We start from the raw sequence: 16,828 nt of genomic DNA, 5'->3' as shown, positions 1-16,828 counted from the left end.
GAGGCGGGTGAGTCCGCGGTGCCGCATGGCTTCTTCCGCATCGGTCTCGACCCCGTCGGGGTCTAGGGCGATCTTCCACACCATGGCTTGCACGCGGGTTTGGTCGGCGGTGAACCCGCCCACCGCCGACGCGACAAGTTCTTCTTCGGCAGCAGCCCAGTCGGCCGGGTCGGCCCGAAGCTCCACACTCGACAGCGTGCTGATGATGATGCGGGCGGCATCCTCACCGAGATCACCGGCGGTGACCGCTGCCGCAACCGTGGGGAACTTCGGCGGCAACAGGCCACCGGGCAACGAGCCGCGCACCGTCACCGCCTGACCCAGCACCGCCCGCCGGGCAGCGGTCGCTTCGGTCACCCCGGTGAGACGTGCGGTGAGTTCAGCGGGTGTGCGGCACCCGTTCTTCGCCGACAACCGTTCCGCACCCAACCCTTTCGGAGACCGTTCGAGGATCTCTCCGGCGCAGTGCGCCCGTAGCGCATCCACCCGGCGCCCGAGCCCCTCCACCGCCCGGGTCGCCGTCAGCAGGTCCTTGTCGCTGAGGCCGTGCACCTCACCGGCAGGGAGCACACCGTCGAGGGCGGCGGCGAGCGCGTCGAACGCATCCGACAGCGTCGCCGTCGGGTCGGCGGTCGGTGCGTCCGGGGTGCTCATGTAGGCAAGTCAAACACCACCCACCGACATTCCGAACCCTACCCTGACCTGGCCTTTTACCTGTGGATAACGTCTCAGAACACGTGCTTGTGGACGGAAAGACAAGCAGTCCCAGTGTGGAGACCGCGGGGCAATCCACGACCGCCTCAACCCAAGCGCGCGTGCTGCACCACCCACGTGTGCATGACGATCGCGGCCGCTGCTGACGCGTTGATCGACCGCGTCGAGCCGAACTGCGCGATCTCGACGATGGCATCCGCCGCGTCCATCGCCTCGGCCGAGAGCCCCGGCCCTTCCTGCCCGAACAGCAGCACGCACCGCTCCGGCAGGTCGAACGTCTCCAGCTGCACGCTGCCCGGGACGTTGTCGACGGCGATCATGGGCATCCGCTGGTCCTTCGCCCACTCCACGAGGTCCGCGATCGTGTCGTGGTGCACGATGTGCTGGTAGCGATCGGTGACCATCGCGCCGCGCTTGTTCCAGCGCCGCCGCCCCACGATGTGCACAGTGTGTGCGAGGAACGCGTTCGCGCTGCGCACGATCGACCCGATGTTCATGTCGTGCTGCCAGTTCTCGATGGCGACGTGGAATGGATGCCTGTGAGCATCCAGCTCCGCCACGATCGCGCCGATGCTCCAGTACCGGTATCGGTCGATGACGTTGCGGGTGTCACCGTTCGCGAGAAGCTCTGGGTCGTAGCGGTCATCATCCGGCCAGGCATCCGGTCCGCCCGGCCAGGGGCCGACGCCGTGCGTCGACTGCTCCGGCGTCCGTGCGGGAGCGGGCGGTGGCTGCGGCGCGTGCGATGGTTGCGGCGCGGGGGCTGGCTGCGGCGCGGGCGAGTCGGCGTTCTGCACGCGCCTCAGCCTAGGCAGGCGGTGCAAGCACGGCCGCTTTCCCTGTCGCGGCCGCACCGATGGAGTTCATGTGCTTGGCATCGGCGCGAAACGTGCGGCCACCTGCCCCGACTACCCTTGATGCAGGATGACGAGGGAGGCTCATTGACGGATCGCGACGAGATCGAGTGCTGGCTCACCGACATGGACGGTGTTCTCGTGCACGAGAACGAGGCGCTTCCGGGTGCCGCGCAGCTCATTCAGCAGTGGCGTGACGCCGGCACGCCCTTTCTGGTTCTGACGAACAACTCGATCTTCACGCCGCGCGACCTGGCCGCCCGCCTGCGCACTTCGGGACTGGATGTTCCGGAAGACGCGATCTGGACATCCGCTCTGGCCACCGCCGCGTTCTGCAAGTCGCAGATGCCGGGCGGCAGCGCGTTCGTGATCGGCGAGGCCGGCATCACGACAGCGCTGCACGAGGCGGGATTCATCCTCACCGAGACGAACCCGGACTATGTGGTCGTCGGCGAGACGCGCAACTACTCGTTCGAGGCGATCACGAAGGCGATCCGCTTGATCGGCAAGGGTGCGCGGTTCATCGTGACGAATCCGGATGCCACCGGCCCGAGCGCCGACGGCCCGCTGCCCGCGACCGGCGCGATCGCCGCCCTCATCACTCGCGCGACAGGCCGCGAGCCGTACGTGGTCGGCAAGCCGAACCCGATGATGTTCCGCTCGGCGATGAACAAGATCGGCGCGCACTCGGAGAACACCGGCATGATCGGCGACCGCATGGACACCGACATCGTCGCAGGCATCGAGGCCGGCCTGCACACCGTGCTCGTACTGACCGGCATCAGCGACCGGGCCGAGATCGAGCGGTACCCGTTCCGGCCCGACGAGGTGCTCGACGGTGTCTTCCAGCTCGTGGCGGAGGAGCCGCTGGAGTCCGACGCCATCTGAGGGATGCCCGCTTGTAGTCTCGGGGCATGTCCCAGGATGTGCGGAACGTGTTGGATGCCCTCTCGACGATCACCGAGCCGTGGCAGCCGCACAGGCTGACGAGCATCAACGACTACGACGTCAAGGTCGTCAAGTTGGAGGGCGAGTTCGTCTGGCACACGCATCCGGACACCGATGAGCTCTTCCTCGTGGTGAGCGGAACCCTGACGATCCAATTGCGCGATCGCGACGTGACGCTCGGACCGAACGACGTGTTCGTCGTGCCCAAGGGGGTCGAGCACTGTCCCCGCGCCGACAGCGAGGTGCAGGCTCTGCTGTTCGAGCCCAAGGGGACGGTCAACACAGGAGACGCGGGCGGCGACCTCACGTCGGAGCTCCGCGAGCTGCGCTGACGTGCGGGAGCCGGAATCCCCGTCCGCAGTGGTCGCTACACAGGGATGACGGCAACTTCGGGCGGTAGATCCGGCTTCGAGTCGAGCCCCTCTCATTCTGGACGAAATCGTCCAGTTTTGCGTATCATGTCATCGTGACCCAGGATGCACCCACCGCGACCGCACGATCGCGGCTCACCGCGCGCGGGGCTCAAACGCGGGACCGCATCATCTCGACGGCGGCAGAACTCATGCGGGTCCGTGGCGTGGGCGGAACCACCTTGGACGATGTCGTCCTGACCAGCGGTGTCAGCAAGTCGCAGTTGTATCGCCACTTCCCCGACAAACCGGCGCTGGTGCGGGCTGTCGTGGAGTTCGTGGGGGAGCGAACGATCGGGGGCGAGCGCGAGCGTCTGGGCAAGGTCAAGTCGCTCGCCGGTCTGAAGCGTTGGCGTGACGGACTCATCGCGTTCAACGCATTGGAGCAGGGGCGGTACGGATGCCCGCTCGGTTCACTGGCGAATGAAGTCTCCGATCACGACGTGGTCGCGCGGGAGCAACTTCAGGGGTTGTTCGCGGCGTGGAGCGAGCTGTTCGAGGGTGTGCTGCGTCGACTGCAGCAGAACGGCACGATCCGGGCCGATGCCGACGTCGTGCGACTGGCCACCGGTTTCGTCGCCGCCGTACAGGGCGGGTATCTGCTCGCGCAGACGGCGCGCGACGTGGCACCCATGGCATCCGCCGTCGACATGGCGCTGGAGCATCTGCGACTGCTCGCGGATGCCGATCCTGGCACAGCTACAAGGAGGAACTCATGAAGGCGATCATCGCCACCGACCCCAACGCCGAAGCTGCGGGAATCAGACTGGCCGAACTGCCTGAGCCGAAGCCGGCGATCAACGATGTGGTGGTCGAGGTGCAAGCGTCGGGGTTCGTTCCTGCCGAGTGGGAGTGGCCTTCGACCTGGGCGGATCGGGCCGGCCGCGATCGCAGCTCAGCCGTAATCGGCCACGAATTCGCAGGAGTTGTCTCCGCTCTGGGCTACGGCACAACGGGCCTCTCGCTGGGACAGCGCGTCTTCGGGATCACCGACTGGCACCGCGATGGCACGCTCGCCGAGTACACGGCGGTGGAGTCGCGCAACCTCGCACCGTTGCCCGGAGATGTGGACTTCAGCGTGGGCGCCAGCCTGCCTATCTCCGGATTGACCGCATGGCAGGGTCTTTTGCAGCACGGGCACCTCAAGTCCGGGCAGACGGTCATCGCCCACGGCGCGGCCGGCGCGGTCGGGTCGGCCGTGGTTCAGCTCGCACGCGAGTTCGGCGCCTACGTCATCGGCACCGGGCGGGCAGCCGATCGGCAGGAGTCGCTCGACTTCGGCGCCAACGAGTTCCTCGACCTCGGCAGCGACGATCTCCAGGATGTCGGCAAAGTCGACCTGGTCTTCGACGTCATCGGCGGCGACATCCAGAAGCAGTCGGCCGAGCTGATTCGGCCGGGGGGAACGCTCGTGACGATCGTCGGTCCCGCAGAGTCGGAGCCCGCGGGCGTGCGTGCCATCGACTTCGTCGTCGAGTCCGATCGTCAGCAGTTGACCGAGATCGTTCAGCGCGTGCGCGACGGCCGCTTCCGTACGAACATCGGCACGGTCGCCGGTCTCGACGACGCCCTCGCCGCACTCAACCCCAGCGAACGGCACAAGGGCAAGACCATCATCACCGTTCGCTCCTGACCGTCATACGTCTGGAAAGGCACGACATGGCCAATCCGCCCGCATCTCATCGTTACGAGTTCGAATACCCGGACGAGGCCGGCTATCCGGATGGCGTCGGCACGCTCACCCAGGATCAAGTGACACTGATCGATCAGGTCCGCGACGCCGACGGGAAGATCGATATGGACATCACGGTCGTCAACGACGAGGAGAACCAGGTCTACACCGCGATCGTCGGCGACACCGCCCTCGGCGGTGTCACGTACAACCGAGCGGGCGACCGCATCGTGTTGCAGGCGGCAGCCGTCTATCCGGAGTTCCGGCACCAGGGCGTCGCAACCGAGATGATCCGCCAGGTGCTCGACGATGTGCGCGCACACGGCAAGACCGTGACGAACCTCTGTCCCATCGTCCGCACCTTCATAGACAAACATCCGGAATACGAAGATCTCCTTGATGCGGCGAACCCGGGCGTCAAGCGCAGAGCCCGATGAACGCGTAACGCGGGACGCCTGCGTCGCGGTAGCGTCGACCCGTGACATCCTTCGCCGAAACGGTGCCCCTCGTCGGACCTCTCGCCACCCTCGAACCGCTGTCGCTCGATCACGCCGAAGGGCTCGGCCGAGCCGCGGCCGACGGCGAGCTCTGGAAGATCTGGTACACGGTGGTGCCGACGCCCGACGGGATGGCCGCCGAGATCGAGCGCCGACTCCGCTTGCAGGAGGAGGGCGGGATGGCGCCGTGGGCCATCCGCAACACGCGCACCGGTGAGCTCGTGGGCATGAGCACGTACTGCAACATCTCCCAGGAGAATCTGCGGGTCGAGATCGGATACACGTGGATGGCGGCATCCGCCCACGGAACCGGCGTGAACCCCGACGCCAAGCGCCTGCTGCTGGGACGCGCGTTCGACACGCTCGGATGCAACGCGGTCTACTTCCACACGCACTGGCATAACCACCAGTCCCGGGCGGCGATCGAACGCCTCGGCGCGAAGCAGGACGGCGTGCTGCGCAGTTACCAGGTCTTCAAGGGCATCGTGCGGGACACCGTGACGTACTCGATCCTCAGCAACGAGTGGGCCGCAGTGCGCCAGGGCCTCGACGCCCGCATCGCAGCGCACGACGCGTGATTCAGGTCGCAGTTTCTGTCGCTTCGCCGCCCTTGACACGACGAAAACTGCGACCTGACGCGGCCGCCGGCATCCGGGGAGCGGCATCCGGCATCCGGGGAGCGACTACTGCGGACCGGGTCCCGCGAGACTGCCGGTGATCGGCTGCCCGGACGAGCGGCTCACGAAGCAGTAGTAGGAACGCTGGCCGTCCTGCCACTGCTTCGCGGTGACCGGATAGCTGCCCTGAACCTGCGCGTCGTCGTATTGGCCCGCGGCATCCAGATTGAGCACCCCGGGCCGTGAGCAGAGCACGTTGATCTGCGACGCCAGTTGGGATGCGCCGGGGAATGGAGCCTTCGGGTCCGTCGAGAACGCCGCCGTGTAGACCATCTGACCGGCGTGCGGCGACGCGCAATCGACCACGGTGAACGTGTTGGCCCATGCCGTCGTGAACGGCTGGAGGCATTCGCCCCCACGGAGCGTGTTCCACGGATGCTTGCCTGGAGCCTGCGGTCCCGTCGCGACGGGCGTCGGCGTGGGCGTCGGAGTGGCTGTCTTCGTGGGAGTGGGGCTCGGAGTGACGGCAGCTACCGGATGCATGGCGGTGCGACCCACGATGAACAGAGCGATGAGCAGGAGCACGAGCAGCATCGCGCCGGCGACGATCAGCATGATGCGCTGCGCGCGCGGGGAAGGGCCACCGGCGTCGTCGTCGGGGTGGCCGGAACCGCCTCCGCTGCCCCAATGGGAACGAGCGGAGCCGCCGGGGGTGTCGGTGTCCGCGGTGGCGGAGCGCAGCGCCCGGCGAGGGCGGCGGTGCGCCGCCGCGACGCCGCTGCCGGCTGCAGCTGCAGCATCCTCACCCGTCGCCCGCCCGGTCGGCTCGCCTGATCCAGCGGTCGCGTTGCTCTCTAGTGCTGTCTCGTCCGCCGGTTCCGCTGCAGCCGACGGTTGCGGTGTGGCGACAGCCGAGGCACCCCACGGCCAGGTGACCGGGTCGCGGTCGTCCCGCAGCGTACCGAACGCCGCAGCTCCGCTCGCAGCCTCTGGCAGCACCGTCGTCGAGTCGGTCGCATCCGGCGCCGAGGCATCCGGGGACTCGGTCTCCGCAGTCTCGGGATGCTCGTCGAGCAGGTCGCCGAACAGCGACCACGACGTACTCGCGGCCGGCTCCGTCGGAGTGCTCGGCTCGGCCGGCGCGCTCGGCTCCGTTGGAGTGCTCGACTGGGCCGGTGCGCTCGGCTCAACGGGCGCTGCGGGAGCCGACTCGCTGATGGGAGACTCCGGCGCCGGCTCTGCGATCGGAGGCTCGAAAGCGGGAACCGCTCCGCGCGGGGGCGTTGGCACCGATTCGCCCGCAGCGGTTTCCTGGTCTCCATGCCGGCGGGAACGTCGCAGCCATGGCAGAGTCACGGTCCCCGGCGCCGACGGTTCCGGTTCCGTCGGCGGAGCATCCGAAGCGGCTTCGGGCTCCGGCGCGGCCGAACCCGGCGCCGCCGGCTGGTCCGGGGCCGTCGGCATAGCGGGCGGTGTCCAGGTGGGCACCGCGATCGTCGGGGGCGGAACCGTGCCGGGCATGACCTCGACGTTCGGTGGCACGGCGGGCAGCATCGGCGGAACAGTCGGTGCGGTTGGCGGAACGGCGAACGGACGGGTCTGCTCAGCGGGGGCAGGCTCCTCCGCTGGAGCGGGCGGCTCCGCTGGCGCGGGAGGCTCCGCGCGGGCGGGCGGCTCCGGTGCGCGCTGCTCCGCGGGTCCCGGCGCCTCCGCGGTCTCCTCTGCAGCCGCCGTGGGCTCCGCGGTCCGCTCGTACTCCGGCGGAACGTACGGCGCGAGCGGAACCGTCGGCGGGACGAGGCCGCGGTGATGCCGCGACTCCTGATCGCTGCGCCGCGAGTCGCGGGCATCCGCGGCGTCCGAGGATGCGTCATCCTCGTCTTTCGCGCCCGCACCGTGCACGAGGGGGTCGGGCTCGTCGTTCGGGGTCAGCCCCCAGAAGAACGTGCTCTCCCCGCCGCCCGTCAGGCTCGTCGACGGCGGGCGGGGACTGGATTCCGGCCGCGGCGGAATCGGCATCGACAGCTCGGGGATGTCGTACGTCGGCGGTGCAGCACGCGGATCCGGGAGGTCGGGCGTGGGCGTGGGCGTCGCCGACGGGACGGGCGGGAACGCGGGCTCGTAGGCATCCGGACCGTCGTCGACGTCGACGTCGAACGCGGTGTCGTCGTCGGAAGCCTCACCCGCTGAGCCGTCGTCGCCGACGCCGAACAACGACGTGAGGTCGTCGTCGGGATCGTCGGGCTCCTTCGGCCCTCGGGGAAAGCGCGCCACTAGGCCAGTCCCAGGTCGTCCAGTCCGATGGCGGCGAGGTAGGGGTAGCCGGCCTGCTCGATGACCTCACGGGCGCCGGTGTTGCGGTCGACCACGACGGCGACGGCCGCGATCTCGGCGCCGACCTTCTTCAGCGCCTCGATGGCCTTGAGCGGGGATCCGCCGGTGGTCGAGGTGTCTTCGAGCACGATGACCCGCTTGCCCTCGAGTTCGGGACCCTCGACCTGCTTGCCGCGGCCGTGATCCTTGGGCTCCTTGCGCACGACGAACGCGTCGTATGCCAGCCCGCGCGCCGCGCCCTGGTGCAGGATGGCCGCCGCGATCGGGTCCGCGCCCATCGTCATTCCGCCGACGGCGACCACTTCGGGAACGTCAGCGATGAGGTCGAGCATGACCTGCCCGATCAGGGGTGCGACCCGGTGGTCAAGGCTCACCTTGCGGAGGTCGACGTAGAAGGATGCCTTCTTGCCGCTCGTCAGCGTGAAGTCGCCGTGAAAGACGGCCTCGTTCGAGATGTAGTCGATGAGCTGCTGGCGGGTGTCGGTCACGGCCTCAAGATTAGCGGGGGTAGGGCTGTGAAGGGCCCGGATATCCCGGCCGGCGAGCCCGTCGCTACCCTGGTGCGATGCGCATCGCACACCTCGTGAGGGTGACCGCTGCCGTGCTCGCGCTCGTCACGCTCGGCGCTCTGAGCTTCACCCTCGGATCGGAACCCGCGTCTGCGGTGAGTCAGACATCCGACCAGGGGCGGGCATCCGCTGGCAGCATCCGTCCGTTCACGGACGACCCGGTGACCTCGCTCACCCTCGACCGGTTCGATGCCGTGTTCGACCTGCACCGCGACGCGGCGAAGAACTCGTCGATGACGGTCACCGAGACCATCGACGTGCGGTTCCCCGAGGCCGACGTCAATCACGGCATCGAGCGGGCGATCCCGACGTTCAATCAGGACATCGCGCTGCATCCGCACATCCTCTCGATCACGGATGCCCACGGCACGCCCCAGCCCTACGAAACGGTGGACAGCAGCGACGCCGGCTACGGCGACGACATGACCGTGTTGCGCATCGGCGACAAGAACACGTACGTGCACGGCGCGAAGACGTACGTGCTGCGGTACACGCTGCAGAACGTGGTGTGGCACTTCGCGGACACGAACGATGCCGAACTGTACTGGGACGTCAACGGATCGGGGTGGGACTCGCGCGTCGGCGAGGCGTCCGTGCGCGTCAACCTGCACGACGGCACGGCCGCCGGTCTAAACGGGCAGAAGGCTTGCTACCCCTCGGCTACGGAGTCCGCGCAGGGCGCCTCCGACGAGCCGTGCACGATGAGCACCGACGGCGACTCGATCGTCGCGAGCGTGCAGGGCCTGAACTACTACAAGTCGCTCACGGTCGCGATCGGATTCGACAACGCCGCCTTCGCCGAGCCGTCGCACGAGCAGCAGTCCTGGCAGTGGGTGATCGTGCCGTGGCTGTTCTTCATCCCGCTGCTCGGCGGTCTCGCCTGGGTGATCTACCTGCGCACCGGCCCGTTCCGCGACGCCAAGGGGCGGGGCATCATCGTGCCGGAGTACGACGCACCGCGCGGCGTCTGGCCGATGCTCGCGGCCGACTTCTTGGGCAAGGGCAACGCCGCGTTCCCCGCCGAGCTGGTCGGCCTGGCCGTCGGCAAGTACCTCACGATCTCCGAGAATGCGGATGCCCCGAGCAGCTCCCGCTACACGGTCACGCTCGTGAATGCCGACTGGTCGGCACTCGACAGCTCCGAGGTGGCACTGATGGAGGTGCTGTTCCCCGGCGCGGTCGTGGGCAACTATCGGGTGCTCGATCAGAAGGACCGCACGCTGGGGGATGCGCTCGCGAAGCAGCGGGCATCCGCTCCGAAGCGGGTCACCGAGCTCGGGCTGCGGGCCAGGACGAAGCGACCGGGCAACGGCTGGGCTCGCTTCGGCCTGTTCGTGCTGCTGATTCTTCCGATCGTGCACCTGGGCTTCGCCGCGGCGAATCACGCCGGAGTGTGGTGGGTGGTGCTGCCCGACATCGCCGCCGCGATCTTCGCGATCGTGCTGCTCATACTGACGGCACCACGGCTGCGCATCACCGACAAGGGCGCCCAGGTGCGCGACCACCTGGAGGGCCTGAAGCAGTACATCGAGCTCGCCGAGAAGGACCGGCTGGCGTTCCTGCAGAGCCCGCAGACCGCGGAGCGGGTCGACGTGCGCGACACCGGCGCCGTCGTGAAGCTGTACGAGAAGGTTCTGCCCTACGCGATGGTGCTGGGCGTCTCGGAGCAGTGGGTGAAGGTGCTGCAGGACCGCTACGCGACCACTGGCGAGAACTCGCCTGACTGGTACAGCGGTCCGTCGCCGTTCCTCACGCTCGCCCTGTGGTCGAGCGCGTTCTCCACCTCGAGCTTCGCCACCACGCCGTCGTCCTCGAGCGGGAGCTCGAGCTCGTTCGGCGGTTCGGGTGGAGGCGGCTTCTCCGGCGGCGGTGGCGGCGGAGGCGGTGGCGGCGGCTGGTAGGCCGCTCCGCACCCGGAGGCGGTCTGTCGGAGCCAGCCGATAGATTGGGCCGCATGCGTGTGGCCACCTGGAACGTGAACTCCATCCGCGCCCGCGTGGGCCGCATCGTTGACTGGCTCGTGCGCGAAGACGTGGATGTTCTGGCGATGCAGGAGATCAAGTGCAAGCCGGAGCAGTTCCCGATCGAGGCGTTCGAGGAGGCCGGCTACGAGGTCGCACTCCACGGTTTCAACCAGTGGAACGGGGTCGCCATCGCGTCGCGGCTGCCCATCGAGGATGTCGCGACCGAGTTCGACGGGATGCCCGGGTTCCTGAAGGGCGAGGAGGGTCCCGACCTGCCACGCGAGGCGCGCGCGATCGGCGCGACGATCGCCGGTCTGCGACTGTGGAGCCTCTACGTGCCCAACGGCCGTTCGCTGCAAGACCCGCACTACAGGTACAAGCTGGACTGGCTGGCGACCCTGGCGGCGGATGCCCGCACCTGGCTCGCCGAGAACCCGGACCGGCCGCTCGCGCTGATGGGCGACTGGAACATCGCCCCGACGGATGCCGACAACGGCGATCCGAGCGTCGTCCCCGGGTTGTCCACGCACATCTCGGCGCCGGAACGCGAGGCCTTCGCCGCGTTCGAGGCGATCGGCATGACCGACGTCGTGCGGCCGTATCAGCCGGAGGGCTTCACGTACTGGGACTACAAGCAGCTGCGCTTCCCCCGCAACGAGGGCATGCGCATCGACTTCATCCTGGGTTCGCAGCCGTTCGCCGACCTCGTGACGCACGCGAGCATCCATCGGAACGAGCGCAAGGGCGACGCACCCAGCGACCACGTGCCCGTGCTGGTCGACCTCGACGTCTCGCTGCACGGGGGGAACGAAGACGAAGACCGCCCGATGATCTTCGGCTGACGGCTCACCGCCTCACGCCAGCAGCCACGCGATGACGATCAGCGCGGGGATCGCCGCGATCGTCGTGACGAGCACCGTGTCCCGCGCGAGCACCTCGCCGCGCTGGTACCGGCTCGCGAAGTTGAACACGTTCTGCGCGGTCGGCAGCGCGCCCAGCGCGACGGCCGCGAACAGCGCGTGTCCGTGCAGCCCCAGCAGCGAAGCGACGATCCATGCCACCAGCGGCATGAACACGACCTTGCCCACGGATGCCGCGATGATGGGCATCCGTTCGTGCGCGGCGCGTAGCGGTCGGGCGCCTCGCAGCGACATGCCGAACGCGAGGAGCACCAACGGAACCGCCGCCCCGCCGAGCAGTTCGAACGGCTGGAACACGGCATCCGGAACGTTCCAGCCGGTCAGGTCGAGTACCAGCCCGGCCAGCGAGGCGAGGATCATCGGGTTGCGAACCGGCTGCGTGACGATCGACCGAATGGATGCCCGGCCGTGCGCCGTGATGTCGAGCACGACGAGTGCGGTAGGCGCGAACACGATCAACTGGAGCAGCAGCACCGGCGCCACGAACGATGCATTCCCGAGCACGTATACAGCTACCGGGAGACCGATGTTGTTGGCGTTCACGTAGCCGGCGCCAAGCGCGCCGATGGTGGTCTCCGCTGCGGACCGGCGAAAGAACAGCCGACTCGCCAGCACGAAGACGCCGGCCGCCGTGATCGCGGATGCAGCGGCGATGATCACACTCGAGGAGAACACCTCGCGCAGGTCGGCCTTGGCGAGCACGGTGAACAGCAGTGCCGGGTTGGTCACGAAGAACGCGACCCGGTTGAGCACGAAGCCGGCGGACGGTCCGCCGACGCCGAGTCGTCCGGCGAAGTAGCCGACGACGATGACGAACGCGATGATCCCGAACCCGATCAGCACGCCCGCCACCGCTCAAGCCTACGGACCGCGCAGCGCGCCGATTCGCGATGGCAAACCGTTGCCGTCGGCGGTCACAGCACGCATCGCAGCACCTGGCCCGAGCATCCGTGCCGCCGTAGGCTCGGACCATGCCACACCTGAGCGTGCCGGGAGCCGAGCTGTACTACGAGGCGGAGGGACCGGCATCCGCTCCGGCCGTGCTGCTGATCCACGCCGGGATCGCGTCGCTGCGCATGTGGGATCCGCTCGTGCCCGCGCTGGTCGACGACCACTACGTCGTGCGGTTCGACACACGTGGCTTCGGCCAGACGCGCACCGACGACGTGAAGTTCAGCGACCGCACCGACGCGCTCGACCTGCTCGACCATCTCGGCGTCGAGAAGGCGTGTGTCGTCGGCGCATCCCGCGGCGGACGGATAGCGCTCGACCTCGCACTCGAAGCGCCGGAGCGCATCACCGGGGTCGTCACGGTCGGATCCACTCCGAGTGGGCTGCCGGATGTCGAGCTGACGGATGCCGAGGATGCCGCGTTCGACGCCCTCGACGACGCCTACGAGGAGCAGGACTGGGCACGCCTCGTCGAGCTGGAGACGCTGCTCTGGGCCGTCGCTCCGACGCGGGACGCCGCGGAACTCGACCCCGCGTTCGTCGAGACCGCACACGCACTGAACCGCCCGAACGCGGCCCACCGGGCAGAGGCGCCGGTCGCCGCTCCCGCCGAGCCAACCGCATACGAAGCGATCAACGACCTGCAAGTGCCGCTGCTGGCGACAGCGGGCGAGTTCGACCTGTCGCCGGAGCTGGCCGCGCAGGCGTTCCTGGTGTCTGCGCTACCGCGATCCGAGGGATACATCTTCAGCGACACGGCGCACCTGCCGAGCGTGGAGCATCCTGACGAGTTCAACGCCGTGCTCCGCGCCTGGCTGACGAAGCATCACCTCTAGCCGCGCCCCACGAAGTCATCCATCGACGAGTACACCCCGAACACCGGCCCGGCGACGGCATCCCAAGCCCGCACCGGGAGGATGCCCTTCAGGGCCCTGGCCAGCGCGACCGACTTCGGCAGCGTGAGCAGCGGGCGGCCGGCGAGCATGGCATCCCACACCTTGTCGACCACGTATTCGGGTCGCATGATCGGCGTGAGCAGCGGGCCGCGCGCACCCCGGAACATGCCCGTGTCGGTGTAGCTCGGTGCGACGGTGGTGACCTTGACGTTGCCGTGGTCCTCACGTTCGAGCTCGAGCCGCAGCGAGTCGCTCCAGCCGATCACCGCCCACTTGGATGCCGCGTAGACGCTCATGCGCGGATTCGACAGCAGGCCAGCCGCCGACGCGATGTTGACGATGCGTTTGGCGCGGTAGGCATCCTTGATCATCGAGGGCAGGAACTCGCGGGTCACATACATCGGCGCCAGCGCGTTCACCTGCATGATCTTGCGGGTGTCGTCGCCGTTGTCGTGCTCCCAGAACAGGGCGCCGCGAACGATGCCGGCGTTGTTGATGAGGATGTCCGGGTCGCCCGCCAGACGCCGCACCTTATGGGCGGTCTGCGCGATGGCGCCGAGCTCCCCGATGTCGACGACGTACGGGTGGATGCTGGTGCCCGGCTCCGCGACCGCCCGCAGCACCTCCGCGACCTCCTCGAGCGCCGCACGGTCGACATCCCACAGCACGACGGACTTGGCGCCCTCGAGCACGGCGCGTTCCGCGTAGAGCCTGCCCATGCCGCTCGCTGCACCCGTGATGAGGATGCGCGCGCCTCGAACCGTGCGTGTCACGTGTTCTATTGTCGCGGGTTGGGCGACACGAGCTCTCCCATCGCCGGGTTACGGACGGTGGCGGCTGCCATCATTGGTCCCATGGCGTATTCCCTTCTCGATCGGGCGATCTATTCGTATGCAGACGTAGATCGCCTCGTCGGTCTGCACTCCGGGACCGCACGTCGATGGCTGGAGGGGTACACCCGCGACAACAGGTTCTACGAGCCCGTGCTTCGCGAGGAACCCACCGGTTCTGACGTCGTCACCTGGGGCGAGATGGTGGAGGCACGTCTGCTCGCTGAGTTCCGGAGCCAACGCGTCCCGGTACAGCGGCTCCGCCCAGCAGTCGTGCGCCTACGGGAAGAGTTCGGTCGCTACCCACTGGCTCATTCGCACCCTTTCATCGACGTGGAGGGTCGGGAATTGGTGCGCCTGGTACAGGACGAAGTCGGCATCGATCGACCGCTTCGTCTCGTTGTCGTGCGGAATGGTCAGGCGATGCTCGCTGCTGCCACCGAACGGTTCAGCCACGCCGTCCACTACGACAATGACGTGGTCACCCGACTGAGCCCAGACCTCCGAACCGCGCAAGTACAGATGGACCCGGCGCACGCCTTCGGGCAGCCAGCTCTGCGCAACGTACGAACCGATGCGCTCGCAGAGGACTATCGGGCGGGGACAAGCCGCGAGACACTAGCGGACTTGTATGACTTGACATTGTCGCAAGTGGATGAGGCCATTCGCTTCGAACTGATTGCTGGAAGCGAGCGGGCCGCCTGATGGCCACGGGCTTCGAGTAGAGGGGCCGCCTCGTTGGCGCGAATCAGGCCGCCGGGTACGGAGCCGGCAATGAGCCTCGCCTCACCGCGTACGCCCCGTCGCTTCACCGGAGAGAAGGTTGCGCGTGATGCGGATAACGTCCTCCTGCACGGTTGGCGCTGCCCCGGGAAGGGGGGCTTCCCGCTCAGCTGCGTCGAGAAGGCGTGCGAGAACTTCGTTGACCACGCGCTCTGCCCTGCGAAAGCGCCACGATGCGAGCTCCCGGGTGATGTCGGCGCGGGTGATCGCCGCGTGCACGTACACGCCGCCGACGGCCATGGCCATGCGCCCGTCGATCCCGGGCACGTGCGTCAGCGGGACGACATCGTAGGCGGGCGCCAGACGAACCGTTCCGTCGTGCAGGTGAAGAACGGAGAGGTTCTTCGCGTGCAGGTCGAGGTTGCCGATCGCGCACGCGAACACCACTTGTTCGGCCAGTGTCTCGATCTCACGGGAGGCGCCAGCGATCTCCAGCGCCTCGGCCACGCGACGAAGAGTGACACGGCCGCCGTGCTCCTGGTACTTCTGGTTGCCGGATGCTCCAAGGATCTGATTGAAGTCCTCCTGGTGCACGCGACCGTCGGGATAGCCCGGGTCTCGGTCATACCTCGCGATGACGAGCGCGTCGAGTCCAGCGATTCGCTCGATGCGGGCATCCACTGATCGGATGCCCGCCGATCGCGCGACGCGTGCCCCGTATTCTTCGTCGAAGATCATGGTCTCGCGAACGGATCCGTCGGTGAGCGCAGGCTTGAGGATGTGCGTGGACGGGTAACCGTCGATGACCTGACGCCAGGTGTCGCCGTCGCGCGCCAACACGATCTTCGGCTGAACGCCCGCCAAGGAGGTGCGGCCATGATGCGGTGCATTGCCGAGCGGGGTTCGGAGGTACCGCTCCATGAGCGATCGGATCTGCCGATCGTCGACGGGTATCCCCACTCCCTCTTTCGGCTCGGTGGGGTCATCGAGGTTCCAGATCTGGAGAGCGCCCGCCACGTCGCGGCCATAGACGCCGAGGAACGCCAGCACATCGTCGTCTCCGCGGGTACCGGCAGCGTCGAACATCGCAGTTCGGATGTGCCCTTCCGGCAGGAGCTCCGCGAAGAAGTTGCGCCTCCGGCCGGCATCGGCCCTGCGCGGATGGACGCCGAGCGGGATGGCGACCGAGAGAATGCGACTGCCGGCGCCGAACTCGCGGACCGCCTCCGCCGTCTGGGTGAACGTGAACGTACGCGGATATCCGCCCTCGAGATGCCCGATCCTGCGCCCGTAAAGCTCGACGGCAAGCCTCATCCGTGCTCCTGGTGATCGGCCCACTGCGCGGTCACCTCGACGCCGGTGGCGCCCAGCAGTTCGAACAGCCGGCGCGCCCAGAGTGTGGGTTGCCCCGACTCCATCTCGCTGATGGCCCGCTGGCTCAGACCGGTACGCCGGGCCAGTTCGCGTTGCGAGATGCCCATCCCGTCGCGCGCCTGTTGCAGTACGAGTCCGAAATCGTGGGGGCTGCGGACGCGCGCGTGGTAGTCGGCCATGAGACCTCCGATCCGGATATCCAGATCATAGAGCATGATCCGGAAATGCGGGTCATCACGCCTGATCCGCTTTCCCGGATCGAGTGCCTTCACCCAGCTCTGCGTCGGCGACGGTCATCGACTGGCGCCGTGAACATCTCCGGCTCGACACCCTCGAGTAACTCGCCGGGCTTCACACCGAGGGCCTTCGCGATGCGAATCAGCGACTGGATGTTCGGAGTTGAGCGACCGCTTTCGTAAGCGCGCACGTTCGACGAGTCGATCCCGCTGAACACGGCGACCTGGTCTTGCGTCATGCCCTGATGCTTGCGCTTCTCAGCGATGAGCGCACCGATGTGGGCGGCGGCATCGGAAGCAACGCGGGGCATCCATTCAG

General features: G+C 67.9%; 19 protein-coding genes. 10 read left to right on the top strand and 9 right to left on the bottom strand.

Translation table 11 applies throughout. The features are described from left to right. Positions 1-654, bottom strand: a 654-nt coding sequence (locus tag ACTHNC_RS06720; RefSeq protein WP_440293824.1) for a DUF222 domain-containing protein, incomplete at its 3' end; no start/stop codon positions are given. Between the two features lie 146 nt (positions 655-800). Further along, positions 801-1,511 carry a TrmH family RNA methyltransferase gene (locus ACTHNC_RS06715; protein ID WP_440293823.1) on the bottom strand — a complete coding sequence of 237 codons (711 nt, stop codon included), beginning with the start codon at positions 1,509-1,511 and terminating at the stop codon, positions 801-803. Positions 1,512-1,655: 144 nt separating this feature from the next. Here ACTHNC_RS06715 and ACTHNC_RS06710 point away from each other — a divergent pair, with 144 nt between their 5' ends. From ACTHNC_RS06710 to ACTHNC_RS06685, 6 genes are all read left to right on the top strand, one after another. Beyond that, the gene (locus ACTHNC_RS06710; RefSeq protein ID WP_440293822.1) at positions 1,656-2,456 is read left to right on the top strand and encodes an HAD-IIA family hydrolase; all 801 of its coding nucleotides are present in this window, start codon (positions 1,656-1,658) and stop codon (positions 2,454-2,456) included. Between the two features lie 26 nt (positions 2,457-2,482). Beyond that, positions 2,483-2,848, top strand: a complete 366-nt coding sequence (locus ACTHNC_RS06705; protein WP_440293821.1) for a cupin domain-containing protein — start codon at positions 2,483-2,485, stop codon at positions 2,846-2,848. Between the two features lie 134 nt (positions 2,849-2,982). Next, positions 2,983-3,645 (top strand): TetR/AcrR family transcriptional regulator, encoded by a 663-nt coding sequence (locus ACTHNC_RS06700; protein ID WP_440293820.1) that lies wholly within the window; start codon positions 2,983-2,985, stop codon positions 3,643-3,645. Further along, positions 3,642-4,559 carry an NADP-dependent oxidoreductase gene (locus tag ACTHNC_RS06695; RefSeq protein WP_440293819.1) on the top strand — a complete coding sequence of 306 codons (918 nt, stop codon included), beginning with the start codon at positions 3,642-3,644 and terminating at the stop codon, positions 4,557-4,559. Before ACTHNC_RS06700 ends, ACTHNC_RS06695 begins: the two co-directional genes overlap by 4 nt. 26 nt (positions 4,560-4,585) lie before the next feature. Beyond that, entirely contained in the window at positions 4,586-5,035 is a 450-nt protein-coding gene (locus ACTHNC_RS06690) for a GNAT family N-acetyltransferase (protein ID WP_440293818.1), read from the top strand. 41 nt (positions 5,036-5,076) lie between these two features. Further along, positions 5,077-5,673: a GNAT family N-acetyltransferase gene (locus tag ACTHNC_RS06685; RefSeq protein WP_440293817.1), complete on the top strand. Its 597-nt coding sequence runs from the start codon at positions 5,077-5,079 to the stop codon at positions 5,671-5,673. A 105-nt stretch (positions 5,674-5,778) separates the two neighbouring features. On the opposite strand, the gene ACTHNC_RS06680 is transcribed toward ACTHNC_RS06685, so the two are convergent. Together ACTHNC_RS06680 and pyrE are read right to left on the bottom strand one after the other, a co-directional pair. Next, positions 5,779-7,986: a septum formation family protein gene (locus tag ACTHNC_RS06680; protein ID WP_440293816.1), complete on the bottom strand. Its 2,208-nt coding sequence runs from the start codon at positions 7,984-7,986 to the stop codon at positions 5,779-5,781. Then, positions 7,986-8,534, bottom strand: coding sequence for an orotate phosphoribosyltransferase (gene pyrE, locus ACTHNC_RS06675; RefSeq protein ID WP_440293815.1), 549 nt, complete (start codon positions 8,532-8,534; stop codon positions 7,986-7,988). The genes ACTHNC_RS06680 and pyrE overlap by 1 nt, the downstream gene beginning before the upstream one ends. 77 nt (positions 8,535-8,611) lie before the next feature. Between pyrE and ACTHNC_RS06670 the strand changes: the two genes are divergently transcribed. Next, positions 8,612-10,516, top strand: coding sequence for a DUF2207 domain-containing protein (locus tag ACTHNC_RS06670; protein WP_440293814.1), 1,905 nt, complete (start codon positions 8,612-8,614; stop codon positions 10,514-10,516). A 53-nt stretch (positions 10,517-10,569) separates the two neighbouring features. Then, on the top strand, positions 10,570-11,421 hold the full coding sequence (locus ACTHNC_RS06665) for an exodeoxyribonuclease III (RefSeq protein ID WP_440293813.1): 852 nt from the start codon (positions 10,570-10,572) through the stop codon (positions 11,419-11,421). Between the two features lie 12 nt (positions 11,422-11,433). Here the strand turns inward: ACTHNC_RS06665 and ACTHNC_RS06660 are convergent, their stop codons facing one another. After that, positions 11,434-12,351, bottom strand: a complete 918-nt coding sequence (locus tag ACTHNC_RS06660; RefSeq protein WP_440293812.1) for an AEC family transporter — start codon at positions 12,349-12,351, stop codon at positions 11,434-11,436. A gap of 119 nt (positions 12,352-12,470) precedes the next feature. Between ACTHNC_RS06660 and ACTHNC_RS06655 the strand changes: the two genes are divergently transcribed. Beyond that, a complete protein-coding gene (locus tag ACTHNC_RS06655; RefSeq protein WP_440293811.1) occupies positions 12,471-13,286 on the top strand; it encodes an alpha/beta fold hydrolase in 816 nt (271 codons plus the stop codon). Here the strand turns inward: ACTHNC_RS06655 and ACTHNC_RS06650 are convergent. Next, complete coding sequence (locus tag ACTHNC_RS06650; protein WP_440293810.1) at positions 13,283-14,119, bottom strand: SDR family oxidoreductase; 837 nt, start codon at positions 14,117-14,119, stop codon at positions 13,283-13,285. The genes ACTHNC_RS06655 and ACTHNC_RS06650 overlap by 4 nt on opposite strands. An 81-nt stretch (positions 14,120-14,200) precedes the next feature. Here ACTHNC_RS06650 and ACTHNC_RS06645 point away from each other — a divergent pair, with 81 nt between their 5' ends. Next, positions 14,201-14,881, top strand: coding sequence for a DUF433 domain-containing protein (locus ACTHNC_RS06645; protein WP_440293809.1), 681 nt, complete (start codon positions 14,201-14,203; stop codon positions 14,879-14,881). Positions 14,882-14,962: 81 nt separating this feature from the next. On the opposite strand, the gene ACTHNC_RS06640 is transcribed toward ACTHNC_RS06645, so the two are convergent. Genes ACTHNC_RS06640 through ACTHNC_RS06630 form a run of 3 tightly spaced genes read right to left on the bottom strand, consistent with a single transcriptional unit; the run spans position 14,963 to position 16,820 of the window. Then, positions 14,963-16,213, bottom strand: a complete 1,251-nt coding sequence (locus tag ACTHNC_RS06640) for a type II toxin-antitoxin system HipA family toxin (RefSeq protein ID WP_440293808.1) — start codon at positions 16,211-16,213, stop codon at positions 14,963-14,965. After that, positions 16,210-16,545: a helix-turn-helix domain-containing protein gene (locus tag ACTHNC_RS06635; protein WP_440293807.1), complete on the bottom strand. Its 336-nt coding sequence runs from the start codon at positions 16,543-16,545 to the stop codon at positions 16,210-16,212. Before ACTHNC_RS06635 ends, ACTHNC_RS06640 begins: the two co-directional genes overlap by 4 nt. After that, positions 16,542-16,820 (bottom strand): helix-turn-helix domain-containing protein, encoded by a 279-nt coding sequence (locus ACTHNC_RS06630; protein ID WP_440293806.1) that lies wholly within the window; start codon positions 16,818-16,820, stop codon positions 16,542-16,544. The genes ACTHNC_RS06635 and ACTHNC_RS06630 overlap by 4 nt, the downstream gene beginning before the upstream one ends. Positions 16,821-16,828: the final 8 nt, after the last annotated feature.

The sequence above is a fragment of the Humibacter sp. genome, from assembly GCF_051954055.1.
Classification (GTDB): Bacteria; Actinomycetota; Actinomycetes; order Actinomycetales; family Microbacteriaceae; genus Humibacter.
Note: the sequence above shows the minus strand (reverse complement) of the source record. Positions and strands in the feature narration are given on the sequence as shown.